General features: G+C 72.2%; 11 protein-coding genes and 1 pseudogene. 5 read left to right on the top strand and 7 right to left on the bottom strand.

Translation table 11 applies throughout. The features are described 5' to 3' along the window. Positions 1-82: 82 nt before the first annotated feature. The 6 genes and pseudogenes from IF47_RS0115100 to rsmI all read right to left on the bottom strand — a co-directional run bounded on the left by IF47_RS0115100 (position 83) and on the right by rsmI (position 6,058). Positions 83-1,126: a 4-(cytidine 5'-diphospho)-2-C-methyl-D-erythritol kinase gene (locus IF47_RS0115100; RefSeq protein WP_078591847.1), complete on the bottom strand. Its 1,044-nt coding sequence runs from the start codon at positions 1,124-1,126 to the stop codon at positions 83-85. Continuing rightward, the gene (gene rsmA, locus IF47_RS0115095) at positions 1,123-1,998 is read right to left on the bottom strand and encodes a 16S rRNA (adenine(1518)-N(6)/adenine(1519)-N(6))-dimethyltransferase RsmA (protein ID WP_031509297.1); all 876 of its coding nucleotides are present in this window, start codon (positions 1,996-1,998) and stop codon (positions 1,123-1,125) included. The genes IF47_RS0115100 and rsmA overlap by 4 nt, the downstream gene beginning before the upstream one ends. Further along, complete coding sequence (locus tag IF47_RS0115090) at positions 1,995-3,293, bottom strand: ubiquitin-like domain-containing protein (protein ID WP_483855125.1); 1,299 nt, start codon at positions 3,291-3,293, stop codon at positions 1,995-1,997. Before IF47_RS0115090 ends, rsmA begins: the two co-directional genes overlap by 4 nt. Before the next feature lie 588 nt (positions 3,294-3,881). Then, complete coding sequence (locus tag IF47_RS0115085) at positions 3,882-4,742, bottom strand: TatD family hydrolase (protein ID WP_031509295.1); 861 nt, start codon at positions 4,740-4,742, stop codon at positions 3,882-3,884. A 45-nt stretch (positions 4,743-4,787) separates the two neighbouring features. Next, positions 4,788-5,078 (bottom strand): annotated as a pseudogene (locus IF47_RS0115080) (hypothetical protein); the annotation flags it as partial. Positions 5,079-5,194: 116 nt separating this feature from the next. Beyond that, positions 5,195-6,058, bottom strand: a complete 864-nt coding sequence (rsmI, locus tag IF47_RS0115075; protein ID WP_031509293.1) for a 16S rRNA (cytidine(1402)-2'-O)-methyltransferase — start codon at positions 6,056-6,058, stop codon at positions 5,195-5,197. Between the two features lie 106 nt (positions 6,059-6,164). On the opposite strand from rsmI, the gene IF47_RS0115070 reads away from it, so the two are divergent. Continuing rightward, on the top strand, positions 6,165-7,937 hold the full coding sequence (locus tag IF47_RS0115070) for a dolichyl-phosphate-mannose--protein mannosyltransferase (RefSeq protein ID WP_031509292.1): 1,773 nt from the start codon (positions 6,165-6,167) through the stop codon (positions 7,935-7,937). A 145-nt stretch (positions 7,938-8,082) separates the two neighbouring features. On the opposite strand, the gene IF47_RS31240 is transcribed toward IF47_RS0115070, so the two are convergent. Then, positions 8,083-8,481: a hypothetical protein gene (locus tag IF47_RS31240; protein WP_031509291.1), complete on the bottom strand. Its 399-nt coding sequence runs from the start codon at positions 8,479-8,481 to the stop codon at positions 8,083-8,085. Between the two features lie 2,010 nt (positions 8,482-10,491). Here IF47_RS31240 and IF47_RS0115060 point away from each other — a divergent pair. The 4 genes from IF47_RS0115060 to IF47_RS0115045 all read left to right on the top strand — a co-directional run bounded on the left by IF47_RS0115060 (position 10,492) and on the right by IF47_RS0115045 (position 17,497). Beyond that, positions 10,492-12,141: a penicillin-binding transpeptidase domain-containing protein gene (locus IF47_RS0115060; RefSeq protein ID WP_031509290.1), complete on the top strand. Its 1,650-nt coding sequence runs from the start codon at positions 10,492-10,494 to the stop codon at positions 12,139-12,141. A 586-nt stretch (positions 12,142-12,727) separates the two neighbouring features. After that, entirely contained in the window at positions 12,728-13,369 is a 642-nt protein-coding gene (locus IF47_RS27835; protein ID WP_157839975.1) for a hypothetical protein, read from the top strand. 160 nt (positions 13,370-13,529) lie between these two features. Then, on the top strand, positions 13,530-15,359 hold the full coding sequence (locus IF47_RS0115050; protein WP_031509289.1) for an ABC-F family ATP-binding cassette domain-containing protein: 1,830 nt from the start codon (positions 13,530-13,532) through the stop codon (positions 15,357-15,359). Positions 15,360-15,613: 254 nt separating this feature from the next. Then, positions 15,614-17,497 (top strand): outer membrane protein assembly factor BamB family protein, encoded by a 1,884-nt coding sequence (locus IF47_RS0115045; RefSeq protein WP_157839974.1) that lies wholly within the window; start codon positions 15,614-15,616, stop codon positions 17,495-17,497. The last annotated feature ends 266 nt before the right edge of the window (positions 17,498-17,763 follow it).

Below are 17,763 nucleotides of genomic sequence, written 5' to 3'. Positions count from 1 at the left end.
GTCCGCCCGGCACGGCGTTCGTCCTCGACACCGCGTGAACGGGCCCCGAGTCGGAGTACTCAGGCCCCGTTCCGGAGCACCGTCAGACCTCGGCCCGGATCACCGTCGCGCCCTCGGCGGGGCTCGTCGCGGTGCGGGCGTCGCGGCAGACGTCCGCGTCGCGCAGGGCCACGGCGATGTCCGACGCCGACGCGGCGTCCTCGGCGAGGAAGGCGCAGGTCGGGCCGGAGCCGGAGACCAGGGCGGCCAGCGCGCCCGCCTCCCGGCCCGCCGCCAGGGTGTCGCCCAGGGAGGGGAGCAGCGAGACGGCCGCGGGCTGGAGGTCGTTGGACAGGTTCGCGGCCAGCAGGTGGGGGTCCCCGGAGCGCAGCGCGGCGAGCAGCACGGGAGACGCCTCCGGCTCGGGGACGTCGCCGACGCCCGAGCCCGTCCCCCGCCGCTCGCGCAGCCGGTCGCACTCGCGGTAGACGGCCGGGGTGGACAGCCCCCCGTCGGCGACGGCGAACACCCAGTGGAAGGTGCCGCCCACCTCCAGCGGCGTCAGCACCTCGCCGCGGCCCCGCCCCAGGGCCGCGCCGCCGACCAGCGAGAACGGCACGTCCGAACCCAACTCGGCGCAGATGGCCAGCAGTTCCTCGCGCGGGGTCCTCGTCCCCCAGAGCGTGTCGCAGGCCAGCAGCGCGCCCGCCGCGTCCGCGCTGCCGCCCGCCATGCCGCCCGCGACGGGGATGTCCTTGTCGATGTGGACGTGGACGTCCGGCGAGATGCCGTGGCGGAGGGCGAGCGCGTCCACGGCGCGCAGGGCCAGGTTGGAGCGGTCCAGCGGCACGTGGTGGGTGTCGGGGCCCGAGCAGGTGATGCGCGGCCCCTCGGTCGGGGCGGTGGGGGTGACGGTGATCTCGTCGTACAGGCCCACGGCGAGGAAGACGTTCGCCAGGTCGTGGAAGCCGTCCGGCCGCAGTCCGCCCACCGAGAGCTGCACGTTGACCTTGGCGGGGACGCGCGCGGTGACCGTCGTCGAGGCGCTCGGGCCGTCGTCCGCCGGGCGACGCGGGGCGCGGTCGGCCCCGGCGGCGTCATCGGCGGCGTCGGAGGTGAAGAAGAGATCGGAGTCGGGGGCGCTCATGCGGTGGTGTCCTTCCGCTCCGCGATGGCCGCGAAGTCCTCGATCGTCAACGACTCCCCCCGGGAGCGGGGCGGGACGCCGGCCGCCACCAGGGCCGCCTCGGCCGCCGCGGCCGAACCGGCCCAGCCCGCCAGCGCGGCCCGCAGCGTCTTGCGGCGCTGGGCGAACGCGGCGTCCACCACCGCGAAGACCTCCTCCCGGCCGGCCTTCGTGCGCGGCGGTTCCCGCCGCACCCATGACACCAGCCCGGAGTCCACGTTGGGAGCGGGCCAGAACACGTTCCGCCCGATCGCGCCGGCCCGTTTCACCTCCGCGTACCAGGCGGCCTTCACCGACGGCACCCCGTACACCTTCGAGCCGGGCTCGGCCGCGAGCCGGTCGGCGACCTCCGACTGGACCATCACCAGGCCGTGCTCGATGCTCGGGAAGGCGGCCAGCATGTGCAGCAGCACGGGCACGGCCACGTTGTAGGGGAGGTTGGCGACCAGCGCGGTGGGCGTCGGACCGGGCAGCTCCGTGACGCGCAGCGCGTCCCGGTGGACCAGCGCGAACCGGTCGGCGCGCTCCGGCAGCCGCGCGGAGACCGTCGCGGGCAGCGCCGCCGCCAGCACGTCGTCGATCTCCACGGCCGTCACCCACGCGGCCTCCTGGAGCAGCCCGAGCGTCAGCGACCCCAGGCCCGGCCCGATCTCGACCACCACGTCGTCGGGACGCACCCGGGCGGTCCGCACGATCCGGCGGACGGTGTTGGCGTCGATGACGAAGTTCTGACCGCGTTGTTTGGTGGGACGGACGCCCAGCTCGGCGGCCAGCTCGCGGATGTCGGCGGGCCCCAGCAGGGGATCGGGGGCCGGTGCGGGGGCTGAACTCACTCGTGCAGTTTACGGCCGCACACCGGCCACGGACTCGCCCCCTTCCGCACGTACAGCTTCTTCGCGCGGTAGGTCTGCTCGGCGGGTGAGGCGTCCTGCGGGCGGCCCTTGCCGCCCAGGCCCCGCCAGGTGCGGGAGTCGAACTGGTACAGGCCGCCGTGCGTCCCGGTGGGGTCCACCGCGTCGGGACGGCCGCCGGACTCGCAGCGGGCCAGGGCGTCCCAGTTCAGGTGGTCGGCGCCGCGCACCGAGGACGGCACCTCCCGGGTGCCCACCCGGACGATCCGCGGCGTCGGCTCGCGCACCACCACGGTCTCCACGTGCCGGGGCCTGAGCCGCACGCCGTTGACCGTGCGCAGTTCGTGGGTGATCCGCCGCAGACCGGGCCGGCCCGCCTGGGTCACCACCTCCGTCCCCTTGGGCAGGGTGGGGTCCTCGCGCCGCACGGTGGTGAACGCGATCGGCTCCTCGCTGACCCGCTCGGTGTCGGTGATGCGCAGCACCGTGATCGTCTGGCCGTCGCGCGGAAAGGAGTCCAGGGCGACGGAGGCGGTGTCCTGGCCGCGCAGCGTGATGCCCGCCTCCGCCAGCGCCCGGCGGACGGTCGCGGCGTTGGTGCGGACGGTGTGCTCGCGTCCGTCGGCGACGAAGGTCACACTCCGCTCGGTGCGCACCGTCAGCGTCAGCCCGTCGCGTCCGATCCGTCGGTCGCGCGGCACCGACAGGTACGCGCCCTCGGGACGCACCCCGAGCCGGCGCAGCGCCTCCGCCACGGTGGGGGCGGTGGTCCACACGCGCTGCCGGCGGCCGTCCAGGGTGAGGACGAGGGGACGGCCGAAACGCACGGTGACCCGGTCGCCGTGGGCGAGCGGCTCGCCGGGAGCGGGGGAGACCGCGTCGTGCCGGCCGACCCGCACGCCCTCCTCGGCGAGCAGTTCGGCGACGTCGTCCGCGAAGGTGTGCAGGGTGCGCGGCCTGCCCTCCACCGTCAGCTCGACGGCCTTGTCGCTGGCGACGAAGGCGGAGGTGCCGCCCGCGAGGAAGGCGACCACGAGCGCCTGGGGCACCAGGCGGCGCAGCGCCTGTGGACACGGGGCGGTCTCGCGGGCGCGCGCCGCCCGCCGGGCGGCGGCCCGGCCCCCGTCGGACTGTCGGGGGATCAGCGGGGAGGGAACGGAGGACGCCGGGGGGAAGAGGGGATCGGAGGAGTCCGGCGGCGGGTGCGCCGCGAGGGGCGCGGCGGGCTCGGGAGGAGCGTAGGGCGTGTGCGGTTCCGGCGGGACGGCCGGCGCCACGGGCTCGGCCGGCGCGGCCGGTACCGCCGGCTCGGGGGGACCGAACCGGCCGAGCGGCTCCGCCGGCGGGGTCCGCGGGGCGCCGCCGTGCGGCGCGAACGGGTACGGCTCGTGGGGGACGTGTCCGCCGCCGGGCGCCTCCCAGACGCGGTACACGCCGTGGGCGTCCCAGGCGCCGTAGGTGCCGGGGGCCTCCGGGGCGTCGGGGACGTCGGGGACGCCGTACCGATCGCCGTACCCGGCGCGAGGGTCCCGGCCGCCGTGCGCCGAATGCGCCCCGTACGCCTCGTACCCCTCGTAGGGGGCGTGCGCGGCGTGCGCCGAGAAGGTCCCGTACCACTCGTACGAGGGGCGGTAGGTGTCCTCCGGATCACGGTCGTGGTACTGCCACGACCCCGGTGGAGACGCGGAGGAGTACGCGTAACCGTGCGGCTGGCTTCCCTGCGGATGGCTCACGACGTACTCCCAAGCGGTCCGGGTGGCGGGGCGGAACCCTAGCGGAGTGGGCGTCACTATCCCAAGCCGTACGACTACTCACAGTTGCCGATGATGTGCTCGCGTCCCCGCTCGGGACGGCTCCCGGTGCGGTCAACAGCCGAAGGCGCGTGCGGTGTTGGCCGCTGTGTGCTCCGCGAGCGCGTCCTCGGTCATCCCCTTCACCTCGGCCATGGCGCGCAGCGTGTACGGGATCAGATACGGGGCGTTGGGGCGCCCCCGGTAGGGCGCCGGGGTCAGGAAGGGCGCGTCGGTCTCCACCAGCAGCAGCTCGGGCGGCGCGACGGCCAGGGCGTCGCGCAGCGGCTGGGCGTTCTTGAAGGTGACGTTCCCGGCGAAGGACATGAAGTACCCCTTCTCGGCGCACACCTCGGCCATCGCGGCGTCGCCGGAGAAGCAGTGGAAGACGGTCCGCTCGGGCGCGCCCTCCTCGTCCAGGACGCGCAGGACGTCCTCGTGGGCCTCGCGGTCGTGGATCACCAGCGCCTTGTCCAGCCGCTTGGCCAGCTCGATGTGGCGGCGGAAGGAGTACTGCTGGGCCTGACGGCCCTCCGGCCCGGTCCGGTAGTAGTCCAGACCGGTCTCGCCGACGCCCAGCACCTCCGGCCGGGCGGCCAGCTCGGCGATGCCGTCCAGCGCCGCGTCCAGCGCCTTCCACCCGCCCTCGCCGAGCGCCAGCCGCGGCGCCTCGTTGGGGTGGAGGGCGACCGCGGCCCACACGGCGTCGTGCTCGGCGGCGATCCGCGCGGACCAGCGCGACCGATCCAGGTCGCAGCCGACCTGGATCAGAGTCGTCACGCCGACCGCGGCGGCGGCGGCGAGCGTCTCCTCGACGCCGGCGTCCTGCATGTCGATGTGGGTGTGCGAGTCGGCGACCGGCACGTTCAGCGGTACCGGCGGCGGCGCGGGCTTCACGGGCTTCACGGCCTTCGCGGACTTCGCGGATTTCTCCATGTCGGCGATCCTAGAACGCCCCGCCGCGCCGCCCGCCGGTCACCCGGGCGGGGCGCGGTGGCCGTGCGGCAGCAGGGCGTGCTCCGCCGCGGCCACCCTCCCCGGTCGCATGATCCGCACCACGTGCGACTCGCAGTTCGGACACACCGGACGGGTCAGCGGCGACGGGACGCGCCGACCGTCCGCGGGGTCGTGGTAGGTGACGAAGGGCCGGCCGTCGAGGTCGACGTGGTGCCGGATGTCGTACGCCTGCTCCCAGCCGTACCCGCAGTGCATGCAGGCGAAGGAGTACTCCTCGTGGACGGTCGTCCCCTGGGGGTGCCTGGATTCCTGCATGGGAACCTCCTCCCGCTTCCTCCCAGTGCACCGCATATCGGCGGGAAATGCACGAGTCTGCCGATTTCTTTCTCCGGGCGGCCCGGCTCGTCCCGCCCGGCTCGTCCCGCCCGGCCTCAGCCGGTGGAGGAGTTCGCGGCGGAGTTCTTCGCGGCGACCACGGCGTCGAACACCTCCCGCTTGGGCAGCCCCACCTCGCGCGCCACCGCCGCGATGGCCTCCTTGCGGCGCTCCCCGGCCTCCTCCCGCGCGGCGACCCGGCGCACCAGCTCGGCGGCGTCCACCTCGTCCGGCGCGGCGGCGGGGGCGCCCTCGACGACGATGGTGATCTCCCCCCGCACGCCCTCCTCCGCCCAGGCGGCCAACTCCGCCAGCGGACCGCGTCGGACCTCCTCGTAGGTCTTGGTCAGCTCCCGGCAGACCGCCGCCCGGCGTTCGGCGCCGAAGACCTCCGCCATGGCGGCGAGGGTGGCGGCCAGCCGGTGCGGCGCCTCGAAGTACACGAGTGTGCGCTGCTCCCCGGCCGTCTCGCGCAGCCGGGCCAGCCGCTCGCCCGCCTTGCGCGGCGGGAAGCCCTCGAAGCAGAAACGGTCCACCGGCAGTCCCGACAGGGCCAGCGCGGTCAGCACGGCGGACGGCCCGGGCACGGCCGTCACCCTGATCCCCCGCTCGACGGCCGCGGCGACGAGCCGGTAGCCGGGGTCGGACACCGAGGGCATCCCCGCGTCCGTGACCAACAGCACGCGCGCCCCGCCGGAGAGCGCGTCGACCAGCTCGGGCGTCCGCGCGGCCTCGTTGCCCTCGAAGTACGACACCACCCGGCCGGTCACCCGCGCCTGGAGGGCCTGGGTGAGCCGCCGCAGCCGCCGGGTGTCCTCGGCGGCGACGACATCGGCCTTTGCCAGTTCGGCCGCGAGCCGCGGCGGCGCGTCGGCGACGTCGCCGATGGGAGTTCCTGCCAGTACGAGTGTTCCGCTCACGCCGCCATCCTCCCAGCTCCCGGCCGCACCCCAAGGCCCGCGCCCGGCCCGCGGAGCGGGTCCGGGCCCCGGGACGCGGAGTGCTCGCCACGGGCGGTTCCCTACGATGGCCCGCGTGACCAGTGACACCGCGACTCAGGCCCGGCACGGGGAGCCCGTCGGGGAGCAGCCCCCGTCATGGCGGGAGCGACTGCGGCGCTACGGATACGTGGAGCCCCGACGGGTCGACGTGCGGGAGCGTCTCGTGCCGCCCTTCCCCGTCCCCGGACGCGGCCGGATCTGGGGCCTGTTCGGGCTGGACCCGGACGACGGACGACGGGCGGCACGCTGGATCGGGTGGGGCGGCCCGGTCCTCGTCGCGCTCTTCGCCGGGCTTCTGAGGTTCTGGAACCTCGGCTCGCCGCACGCGGTGATCTTCGACGAGACGTACTACGCCAAGGACGCCTGGTCCCTGTACAAGCTGGGCTACGAGGGGACCTGGCCCGACGGCGCCAACGAAACGATCCTCAAGGACCCCGCCGCCGCGCCGCTCGGCGACGCCGCCTCCTACGTGGTGCACCCGCCCGTGGGGAAGTGGGTCATCGCCGTGGGCGAGGCGATGTTCGGCCTGACGCCCTTCGGCTGGCGCTTCATGGTCGCGGTGCTCGGCACGCTGTCGGTGCTGATGCTCTGCCGGATCGGCCGCCGCCTGTTCCGCTCCACGGCCCTGGGCTGCCTGGCGGGCGGTCTGCTGGCGGTGGACGGGCTGCATCTGGTGATGAGCCGCACCGCGCTCCTCGACCTGGTGCTGATGTTCTTCCTGCTGGCGGCCTTCGGCTGTCTGCTGGTCGACCGGGACCACGCCCGCGCCCGGCTCGCCGCGGCCCTGCCCGACGGACGGCCCGACCCGTCCGTCGGCGACCGACTCGGCCTGGGAGCGCGACCCTGGCGGCTCGCCGCCGGGGTCTGTCTGGGGCTGGCCTGCGCCACCAAGTGGAACGGCCTGTACGTGCTGGCGGCCTTCGGCGTCCTCACCGTCCTGTGGGACGCCGCGTCCCGCCGCACCGCCGGGGCGCGGCGTCCCCGCCGGTCGATGCTGCGCCGTGACGCCGCTCCCGCGTTCCTCTCCCTGGTGCCGGTCGCCGGCCTCGTCTACCTCGCCTCCTGGTTCGGCTGGTTCACGAGTCGGGACGGCTACTTCCGCACCTGGGCGGAGGGCCGCCGGGGCCTGTCGCCGGAGCTGTCGATCCCCCTGCCCCTCACCGAGCAGCGGATTCCACTGCCGCGGTTCGACATGACCTGGGTGCCGGAGGCGCTGCGCAGCCTGTGGCACTACGAGGCCGAGGTCTACACGTTCCACGTCGGGCTGACCTCCGAGCACACCTACCAGTCCCACCCCTGGAGCTGGCCGGTGGCCGCCCGGCCGGTGTCGTATTTCTACGAGTCCGCGGAGGAGGGCGAGCACGGTTGCACGGCCGCCGGCGGCTGCGCCCGCGAGGTGCTCGCGCTGGGCACACCGCTGCTGTGGTGGGCGGCGTGTTTCGCGCTGCTGTACTGCCTCTACCGCTGGGCGCTGCGGCGCGACTGGCGCGCGGGCGCGATCCTGTGCGGGGTGGCGGCCGGCTGGCTGCCGTGGTTCCTGTACCAGGAGCGGACGATCTTCTACTTCTACGCGGTCGTCTTCGTGCCGTTCCTGTGCCTGGCGTTGGCGATGGCGATCGGCGCGATCCTCGGACCGCCCGGCTCCCCGGAGCGACGGCGGGCGGTGGGCGCCGTGGCCGCGGGCGTGCTCGTGCTGCTGATCGTCTGGAACTTCGTCTACTTCTATCCGCTCTACACCGGGGTCCAGATTCCCAAGGAGGCGTGGCAGAACCGCATGTGGCTGGACACCTGGATCTGAAGAGACAGCGCGGGCCGGTGGTCCCGCGTCCCTCGGATTCGGCGGGGAGAAACCCGCACAGAACCGACGCCGCCCGCCGGGAAACCCGGCGGGCGGCGTCATCTGGAGGGTCAAATGGAGGGGCACATGGTCGGACGCGAGAGCGTCAGTCCTTCTTGGACTCGTACTCGTGCTCGTCGTCCTGCTTCTGCTTCTGCTTGGCCTCGGCGTCCTGCTTCTGACCCTGCTCGGCCTTGGCGTCCTGCTTCTGGCCCTGGCCCTGACCCTGTGCCTGCTCCAGCTTGGGGGCGAAGGTGAACTTGTGGTCCTTCTCGACCTTCACCTTCTTCTCGACCTTCACCTCCTTCTTGTAGTTCTCGGAGCAGTCGATGTTGTTGTTGGCGGACGACAGGATCGGGATGTCGATGACCTCGACCACGTCGCAGCTCAGGATCTGGGTGTTGTTCTGGAACTTCGTGTCGTCGCCGGCGTAGGCCCCGGTGGCCCCGCCCATGAGCGCCAGGGCGGCGGTGAACGAAACGACGAGCGTCTTCTGCAGCTTCATGCGGTCTTGTCTCCTTGACGAGAGAAGGAAAGGTCCGATGGTCCCCGACCGCCGCCGAGCGGTCGAAGAATCGGTTTCCGGAGTACAGTCACCATGCGGCCGGTCCACCGGAAGGGCGGGAGTGACCCCCACGTCGGCGACATTAACCGAATGAATCCGCGTTTTCTCGCTTTTGCGTCGCTGCGTGTCTCGCGGAAAGTCACCGATCGATGTCGCCCACCGGTGAACGAGCCGGCCTCCGATATGTTGCTGCGCCGATCGGGTGCCTTTGTGGACGGGTATTGCGCGACGTGCCGGGGAAAGGCGAAAGGCCGCCCGCCGGTGAACCGGTGGACGGCCTCGAGAAGCCGTGGTCGGACGTGAAGGACGACTTCAGTACCTGTCGTGGCCCTTGTCGCGGTCCTCGTCGTGCTTCCGGTCGTAGTCCCGGTCGCGGTCCCGGTCGTGCTTCCGGTCGTAGTCCCGGTACTCGTGCTTCTCGAACTTCGCCTCGTGCTTGTAGTTCTTCGAGCAGTCGATGTTGTTGTTGGGTGCGCTTCAGATTCATGGGTGTTTACCTCCAATGTACGAAGCCGCTTCACGGGCTTGTGCTGTGCAATGCTAGGGCGTGTTCGCCGAGCACACGGTAGACGTTGCCGCGTGCCGCCCTTTTGTTTTCTGCTCCATACGTGTCACGGGCCCGTGTTCTCGGGAGAAACACGGACCCAAGCCATTGTCTCCGGATGGCGGATAGGCCGTCTTTCGGTGTACGGGAACGCGCGGAACGGGGACGGAGACCCGTAGCGCCGCAAGAGTGAACGCACCGCGCGGCATCCGGGTGACCCGGTGGCGCGGGAGCCCTTCCCCGCCTTCTCGCCCCGGCGGAAACGCCCGTCGTTCCGCGGTGGCCGAGGGACGGGTGCCCCGCTTTCCGCACGCTTTCCGGCGAGTGGTGAGCACGTCCGCGGGCCACCCGGGTCCGGGAAGTCCCGCGCGGCGGGACAGTGGCGACCGGGCCCCACGGGGCGAAAAGGCCGGCCGTGTCCCGACCGGCGCGCCGGGAACGGTGGGTCGCGGGGCGAATCGTCGTCGCGGACGAGGGACCGACGATTTCCCGTTCGCCGACGAGGATTTCCGACGTTTCACGGTGGAGGTTTCCACCCGACCCCGGTGGCCGTGGAGACGGCGACATCACCGATCGGTCGCCGGATCGCGCGAGCCGAGCGCCGCGCGACTTCCCGTGCGCTCCGCCCCTCGGGCACACCGGAACTCGGATACCGCCTTCCGAACCCGGTCCCGAACACATTCGTGCCCCCGGCGCCGAAGCACAGCGAAAGGCTGCCCCCGGTACACCGGGGGCAGCCTTTCGCGGAGTCGTTCGGACGGTGTCTCCCGGCTATCGGCCGAGGAACGCCGAGAACTTCTTCTTCTCGTTGTGCGAGCAGTCGATGTTGTTGGTGCGCTTCAGATTCATGGGTGTTTACCTCCAATGTACGAAGCCGCTTCACGGGCTTGTGCTGTGCAATGCTAGGGCGTGTTCGCCGAGCACACGGTAGGCGTTGCCGCGCGCCGTCCGAATACTCCTCCGCCGAACACCAGCGGGCCCGTGCCACTGGATGTGGCGCGGGCCCGCACGGTTATTGCCGGGAGGAGGATCGGCCTTCCGCATCGCTGTGACAACGAGCGCCCGGAGCGACGGTCGTGCTGCCGTATGAGTGAATTCCGGATGCGTCATCCGGGTGACCACCGGCGTGGCCGGCTTCTTCGAGTTCCTTTCTTCCGAAGAAATGACCAATCATTCTCGTGGTGTACGGAAAGTCGGTAATCCCGTTTTCCCGCCGCCGCCGACGCACGGAGACCGGGTACCGGCGGCGGCGCCCCGGCCGCTTTTCCACCCGTTCGGCCCCGAGACACCCGGGTGACCCCGTGGCGGGCACCTGGACCTGACTCCTGTCACTCGAGTGCTCTAGGGTTCCTCGCACGGATCCTCGGCGGCGACGGGCCGAGGCAGGGGCGGAGGTTCGGACACGCATGCGCGACGGGCAGAAGGTGGCGGTGATCGGAGCGGTCTTCACCGTGATGGTCGGAGCCGCCGGATTCGGGGCGTACACCCTGATCGGCGACGGCGGCACGTCCTCCGACAGCGGTGGACGGGACGTGACCGTCGCCGAGGGATCGGCGAACGCGGCGATCGAGACCGGCCCACCGTCGGCCGAGGAGGTCCGAACGACAGCCGAGGAATTCCTCGACGCCTGGCAGGCCGGGAAGATCGAGGAGGCCGCCGCGCTGACGGACGACGAGAGCGGGGCCGCCGAGGCGCTGACCGGTTTCCGCAAGGACGCCCGGGTGACGCAGGCCCGCTTCGAGCGGGGCGCCCCCAAGGACGCCGAGGTCCCGTTCACGGTGCGGGCGCGGGTGGAGTACGACGAGGAACAACTCGCCGACTGGAGCTACGAGTCGGAGCTGAAGGTCGTGAGGGACACCCGGACGGGCAAGGCCGTCGTCGACTGGGAGCCCTCCGTCCTGCACCCCGCCCTGAAGGAAGGCCAGACGCTGGAGACCGCCGAGGCCGACACCCCGCCCGTCAAGGCCCTGGACCGCAACGGCACCGAGCTGACCGCCGAGGAACACCCCGAGCTGGCCGGCGTCCTGGCCGACCTGCGCAAGCGGTACGGCGACAAGACCGACGGAAAGCCCGGCGTCGAGGCCCGGATCGTCGACGCCAAGGGCAAGGAGGTCAAGACGCTCAAGGAGTTCAGCGAGGGCACCCCGGGTGAGCTGAGGACCACCCTGGACGCCACGGTGCAGAAGGCCGCGGTCCAGGCCGTCTCGGGCAAGACCAAGGCGTCGGTCGTGGCGCTCAAGGTCAGCACCGGCGAGATCCTGGCCGTCGCCAACACCCCGGCGGGCGGCTTCGACACCGCTCTCAAGGGCTCCCTCGCCCCCGGCTCCACGTTCAAGATCGTGACCGCGTCGATGCTCGCCGAGAAGGGCCTGGCGTCCGCCTCCGCGCAACACCCCTGCCCGAAGTACTTCACCCACGGCGGCTGGCGGTTCCAGAACCTGGACAAGTTCGAGATCAAGGGCGGAACCTTCGCGCAGTCCTTCGCCGCCTCCTGCAACACCGCCTTCATCAGCCAGGCCGGGAAGTTGAAGGACGACGACCTCACCCGGCAGGCCCGCGACGTCTTCGGCATCGGGCTGAACTGGCAGGTGGGCACGGCCACCTTCGACGGCTCGGTGCCCGTCCAGTCCGACGCCCAGATGGCCGCCTCGCTGATCGGACAGGGCGGAGTCCGGGCGAACCCGCTGATCATGGCCTCGGTGTCGGCGACGGTGAAGAGCGGTGTCTTCAAGCAGCCGTACATCGTCTCCCCCGAGGTGGACGGCCGCAGCCTGGCCCGGGCCCCGCGCACCCTCCCGGCACCGATCTCCCAGGAACTGCGCGACCTGATGCGGCTGACCGCCACCAGCGGCACGGCCGCCGAGGCGATGGCCGGCACGACCGGCGACTTCGGCGCGAAGACGGGCTCGGCCGAGGTGGACGGTCAGGAGAAGCCCAACGCCTGGTTCACCGGTTACCGCAACGACATGGCCGCCGCGGCGGTCGTGCCGGCCTCCGGCCACGGCGGCAAGAACGCGGGCCCGATCGTCCGCGCCGTCCTGAACTCCGCCGGCTGACCCACCCTCCGCCCACCCGGACGGCCCACGCGAAACCGTCTCGCGCGGGCCGTCCGCGTATCAGCCCCGAGCCGGTCGACCGCGCCCGAACCCGGTGCCGCCCGCTTCCAAGGCCGCGCGGAACTCGGGCGCACTCCCGAAACGACCCCGGGCGCCTCCGACCGGACGGGAGGCGCGGTGTCCACCGAAAGAACCGAAGGAACCGACGAAGGCCGGCGGGAACAAGCGGTCGGAATCGCCATGCTCGTCCGGGGGACCGCGGGGGCGCTGTCACACCCGGGAACGTGGCGGGCGCTGATCCACGTGGCGGTGGCGGGCACGGCGCGACCGAGGCGTGGGCGCGCCTGGGAGAAGGGTCGGTGACGGCCTGTGGCGGGAGCGCGGCCCGTGCCCGCCCGAGAACGGAAACGGACGTTCTCCGGCTCCGTGGGGATCGAATTCGGCAGGAGTCGTGTAGGAGTCGTGACCTGCGAACTCTCCGTGACGAACATCTCCCCGAAGCCGTCGCGGAGCGATACGGTACGGCTCCGAAACGTAAGGCCGATGCCGCGGAACCAGGCGGCTTCGGAAGGAGGGGGACCGTTCCGTGCCCACTGACTACGCGTGCCAGGCGGCTGCCGAGCAGGCTGCCCACGGTGTCGCGCCCGTGAGGGCGCTCCTGGTGCCCGCCCGGCAATCCGCCCCGCCGAGGCAGGAGGAGGTCTCGGTCGTCATCCGCTCGTTCCTGGGGGCGGACGGAGCCGCCGGGCCGCCCGCGTCGGACAACGCCCCTCCCCGGATCGAGCCCGTCAGCCCGCCCATGGGCGCGGCCGTGCTGCTGTCCCTCCTCGACGGCCTCCGAGCCGATCTGAACGGCGCGCTGGTCGACTGGTACTCCACGATTCCCACCCAGCTCCCCCTGACACTCGGCGCGCCGGCCGAGCAGCCGGGACGGCCCGCCGTCCGTCTGCCCAACGGCTGGCAGACCTTGAACGACCTCCAGACCAACGCCCAGGACGTGCTGACCGTCCTGGCGAGCCGCCCCCGCGGCCAGGTCGGCCCCGCCGAACTGAACTGGCGACTGGCGCTGCTGGAGGACGTGTTCTCCGGCGCCCTGCGCCGCATGGGCGTCCCGGACGACACGTCGGCGGAGTGCGCCGCGGAGCTGACGAGCGCCACCGGTTCGCTGTTCGGCCTCAACCGGCCCACACCGCGCTCGGCTCCCGCCCGGCACGGCCGGTCGTACTGAGGTCCCTGCGGGAAGGACCCCGTGGGGACCCCGTGTCCGCCCCGGACGCGGGGGCCCCACGGGGCGGACGGGCCGGGCCCGGCGGGACGGCGACTAGGCTGAGAGGTCGACCAGCACACTCGAACCACACCAGCCCGGCGCGCCGGGCAGCGGGAGCTCCATGGCCACGAACCTCGTCAATCTGGAAGCCGTCGGCAAGGTGTACGGCACGCGTGCGCTGCTCGACGGCGTCTCCCTCGGCGTCGGCGAGGGAGACCGGATCGGCGTCGTCGGGCGCAACGGCGACGGCAAGACCACTCTCGTCCGCATCCTGTCCCGGCTGGAGCCCGCCGACACCGGGCGGGTCACCCACGTGGGCGGACTGCGGCTGGGGGTGCTCACCCAGCACGACTCGCTCGACCCGGCCGCCACCGTCCGTCACGAGGTCATCGGCGACATGGCCGACCACGAGTGGGCCGGGGACGCCCGCGTCCGCGACATCCTCACCGGACTCTTCGGCGGACTGGACCTCCCCGGCTTCCCGCAGGGGCTGGACACCGTCATCGGCCCGCTCTCCGGCGGCGAGCGGCGGCGCATCGCGCTGGCCAAACTGCTCATCGCCGAACAGGACCTGATCGTCCTGGACGAGCCCACCAACCACCTCGACGTCGAGGGCATCGCCTGGCTGGCCGGACACCTGCGCTCCCGCCGCTCGGCGCTGGTCTGCGTCACCCACGACCGCTGGTTCCTGGACCAGGTGTGCACCCGGATGTGGGACGTGCAGCGTGGCACGGTGCACGAGTACGAGGGCGGCTACAGCGACTACGTCTTCGCCCGCGCCGAACGCGAACGCATCGCCGCCACCGAGGAGACCAAGCGGCAGAACCTGGTCCGCAAGGAGCTGGCCTGGCTGCGGCGCGGCGCGCCCGCCCGCACCAGCAAGCCCCGCTTCCGCGTCGAGGCGGCCAACGCGCTGATCGCCGACGTGCCGCCGCCGCGCGACAGCGCCGAGCTGATGAGGTTCGCGGGCTCCCGGCTGGGCAAGACCGTCCTCGACCTGGAGGACGTGACGATCCAGGCCGGACCCAAGGTGCTGCTCAAGCACCTGACCTGGCAACTCGGCCCCGGCGACCGGATCGGCCTGGTCGGCGTCAACGGCGCGGGCAAGACCTCGCTGCTGCGGGCGCTGGCGGCGGCGGCCGACAGCGCCGGAGAGGAACAGCCCGCGAGCGGCCGGATCAAGGTCGGCAGGACGGTACGGCTGGCGTACCTCTCCCAGGAGGTCGCCGAGCTCGATCCCACCTGGCGCGTGCTGGAGGCCGTGGAGCAGGTCCGCGCCCGCGTCGACCTGGGCAAGGGCCGCGAGATGAGCGCTTCGCAGTTGTGCGAGCGGTTCGGCTTCGGCAAGGAGAAGCAGTGGACGCCCGTCGGCGACCTCTCCGGCGGCGAGCGGCGGCGGCTCCAGCTCCTGCGGCTGCTGATGGACGAGCCGAACGTCCTGTTCCTGGACGAGCCGACCAACGACCTGGACATCGAGACGCTGACCCAGTTGGAGGACCTGCTCGACGGCTGGCCGGGCTCCCTGGTCGTCATCTCCCACGACCGCTACTTCATCGAGCGGACCACCGACACGGTGTACGCGCTGCTGGGCGACGGCACACTGCGGATGCTGCCGCGCGGACTGGACGAGTACCTGGAGCGCCGCGAACAGCTACGGCAGACCACCACCGCCCCCAAGGTCCCGGCCGCGAGGACGACCGGCGCGCCCGCCGAGCCGGACCGGCCCGCCGGCCGGTCCACGGGCCTCTCCCGGGCCGCCCAGAAGGAACTGCAGCGCATCGAGCGCAGGCTGGAGCGGATCGGGGAGCGGGAGGCGGCACTGCACGCCGAGATGGCCGAGCACGCCACCGACTTCGAGAGGATCGCGGGGCTGGACGCCGAACTGCGGGAGCTGGCGGGGGAGCGGGACGAGTTGGAAACGCGCTGGCTGGAGCTGGCCGAGGAGGGGTGACGGCGGTCGCGCGCTCGGCTTCGGGGAGCTTCGACGCGGGTAACGGCGCGGTCGCGGGCCGGTCTCACCTCACCGACCGGACGGGAACCGGCCCCGGGCCTGTCGGTGTCCGGTGATAGAAAGAGCTTCGTTCCCATCGTCGGTGTCCAACACGTCGAGAAAAGTCGAGAAGTGGCGGGCCAGTGTCCGATGCGCTCTGCCCTACGGGGGGCTGAAAAGCAGGGCAGCCGGTCCGCGCGTGAATGAGGAAACCCATGTCGCAGCCGCCTCCGCCACCCAACCAACCGCCCTCGGGCGGTTTCGGCGCACCGCAGGAACCGTCGTCCTCGCACGGCCGGCCGCAGCAGCCGTCGGAGCCGCCGGAGTCGTCGGAGCAGCAGTCGGAGCAACAGCCGCAGCAGCAACCGCGGTCCGACGGGCAGCAGCCGCAGCAGGACCGGCAGGACCCGCTGAGCAAGACCCCGCCGCCCGCCGCGCCGCCGCAGCAGCCCGAGCAGCCCCCGCAGGCGCCTCCGCCGGGATACGGCTACCCGCACCAGCAGCCCACGCTCGCCGCGGGGGCGCAGCCGCCGCAGCCCCCGCAGGTCCCGCCGTCCTACGGCTATCCGCAGCAGGGGCAGCCGCCGTACGGTCAGCCGCCCGCGTACGGTCAGCCGCCCGCGTACGGACAGCCCCCCTACGGCCAACCGCCCGTCTACGGTCAGCCGCCGTACGGGCAGCCACCGGCCTACGGGCAGTACCCGACGCAGCCCATGCCCGAGGCCGGGGGACGGCCGGGAGGCGGCAAGGGCAGGATCGTCGCCATCGTCGCCGCGGTGGCCGCGGTCCTGCTGATAGCCGGTGGCGGCGTCTGGCTCCTGGCCGGCGGTGACGACGACACCCGGGCCAAGGACGACACCAAGGGCTCCAGCGAGGGCGGCACGAACGGGGGCTCCGAGGGCAAGAGAAACCAGAAGAGCGAACTCGAGGTGGCCTGGAAGCTCGACCCTCCGGACATCTCCAAGGGCGAGGACAGGATCCACGAGCTGCCCGGCACCTGGTTCGTGGGCGACACCGTCGTCAGGGCCCTGGTCGACTCCGTCACCGCGTACGAGATGGACACCGGCAAGGAGGCCTGGTCCATCGACATGGCCCGCGGCGCCAAGTGCTCGGCCGCGCCCACCGCCGCGGAGAACAGGACCGTGGTGCAGTGGGGCCGCAAGTGCGAGAAGGTCATGGGGATCGACCTCGCCGCGGGCAAGAAACTGTGGGAGAAGGACCTCCCCAGCAAGGACTACGGACCGTCCGAGTTCAGCTTCACCGAGATGGCGGTCAGTGGTGACACGGCCGCCGTGTCGTGGACGGGCAACGCCGTCGGCTACAACCTGGCCGACGGCAAGAAGCTGTGGGAGATGGAGCGGGGCGCCGAGTGCCGGGACGCCGGCTACGCCGGCGGCGAGCAGCTCCTCGCACACGTCGAGTGCGGCTTCGGCGAGGAGCACACCCTCCAGTCCGTCGAGAACGGCGGGGACAAGGGCTGGGAGTGGAAGGCCCCCAAGGGCGTCGAGATCAAGCGGGTCTTCTCGGTCGATCCCGTGGTGGTCGGCGTGGTGGCCGGTGGCGGCCTCGACATCACCGACATCATGCTCCTGGACGACAAGGGGAAGCTCAAGGCGAAGATCGGCATCCCCAAGGACCGCTACCACTTCGCCTGCGAGGGCATCAAGCTGTCCGACTGCCACAACGTCGTCGTGGACAAGGCGAACAACGCCCTCTACCTGCAGACCGACACGCACCAGGGCGACGGTGGCACGGTCAACGAGATCGCCGCGTTCGACCTGACCACCGGCAAGTCGAAGTGGCTCTCCGAGCCGACCAGGGAGGGCCGGACGAGCCCGCTGGCGATCGAGGACGGCAAGCTGCTCGGTTACGAGCAGGCGACGTACGACAAGGCGGGCCTGATCACGAGCATCGACCCCAAGACCGGCAAGGCGACCCCGTACACGCGACTGCCGGAGGACAGTCGCCAGGCCGAGCGGGACATGGTCTTCGTCGGCCAGGCCCGCCCCTTCTGGAACGAGGGCGGGCTCGTCCTGGTGGTCACCGACTTCTACCAGGACACCAGCCTCAACAAGGGAAGCGTCCTGGTGTTCAAGTGACACCGTGACACCGAACGACCCCGCACCCCGTGAGAGACGGGGGCGGGGTCGCTCGCTCGCGTCTTCGGACGCCCGGGCCGACGGCCGCCCACACGGGAGCCGGTGGCGGAGAAGGACCCGCTCCGATCGCCCGGTGTCCGCGTACGAGAACAGCCGAGCAGCGACGGGCCGGTGCCCGATGAGGTATGGACGGCCGGTCCGCGCGTGAGTGAGGGGAACCCATGTCGCAGCCGCCTCCGCCGCCGAACCAGCCGCCCTCGGGCGGT

It is taken from the genome of Streptomyces megasporus (assembly GCF_000718985.1).
Classification (GTDB): Bacteria; Actinomycetota; Actinomycetes; order Streptomycetales; family Streptomycetaceae; genus Streptomyces; species Streptomyces megasporus.
Note: the sequence above shows the minus strand (reverse complement) of the source record. Positions and strands in the feature narration are given on the sequence as shown.

Excerpts from the sequence above, each read along its gene's own strand:
- IF47_RS31240 (WP_031509291.1), bottom strand. The coding sequence starts at position 8,481 with ATGAAGCTGCAGAAGACGCTCGTCGTTTCGTTCACCGCCGCCCTGGCG.
- IF47_RS0115045 (WP_157839974.1), top strand. The coding sequence starts at position 15,614 with ATGTCGCAGCCGCCTCCGCCACCCAACCAACCGCCCTCGGGCGGTTTC.
- IF47_RS0115070 (WP_031509292.1), top strand. The coding sequence starts at position 6,165 with ATGGCCCGCGTGACCAGTGACACCGCGACTCAGGCCCGGCACGGGGAG.
- IF47_RS0115060 (WP_031509290.1), top strand. The coding sequence starts at position 10,492 with ATGCGCGACGGGCAGAAGGTGGCGGTGATCGGAGCGGTCTTCACCGTG.
- IF47_RS0115050 (WP_031509289.1), top strand. The coding sequence starts at position 13,530 with ATGGCCACGAACCTCGTCAATCTGGAAGCCGTCGGCAAGGTGTACGGC.
- IF47_RS0115085 (WP_031509295.1), bottom strand. The coding sequence starts at position 4,742 with ATGGAGAAATCCGCGAAGTCCGCGAAGGCCGTGAAGCCCGTGAAGCCC.
- IF47_RS0115100 (WP_078591847.1), bottom strand. The coding sequence starts at position 1,126 with ATGAGCGCCCCCGACTCCGATCTCTTCTTCACCTCCGACGCCGCCGAT.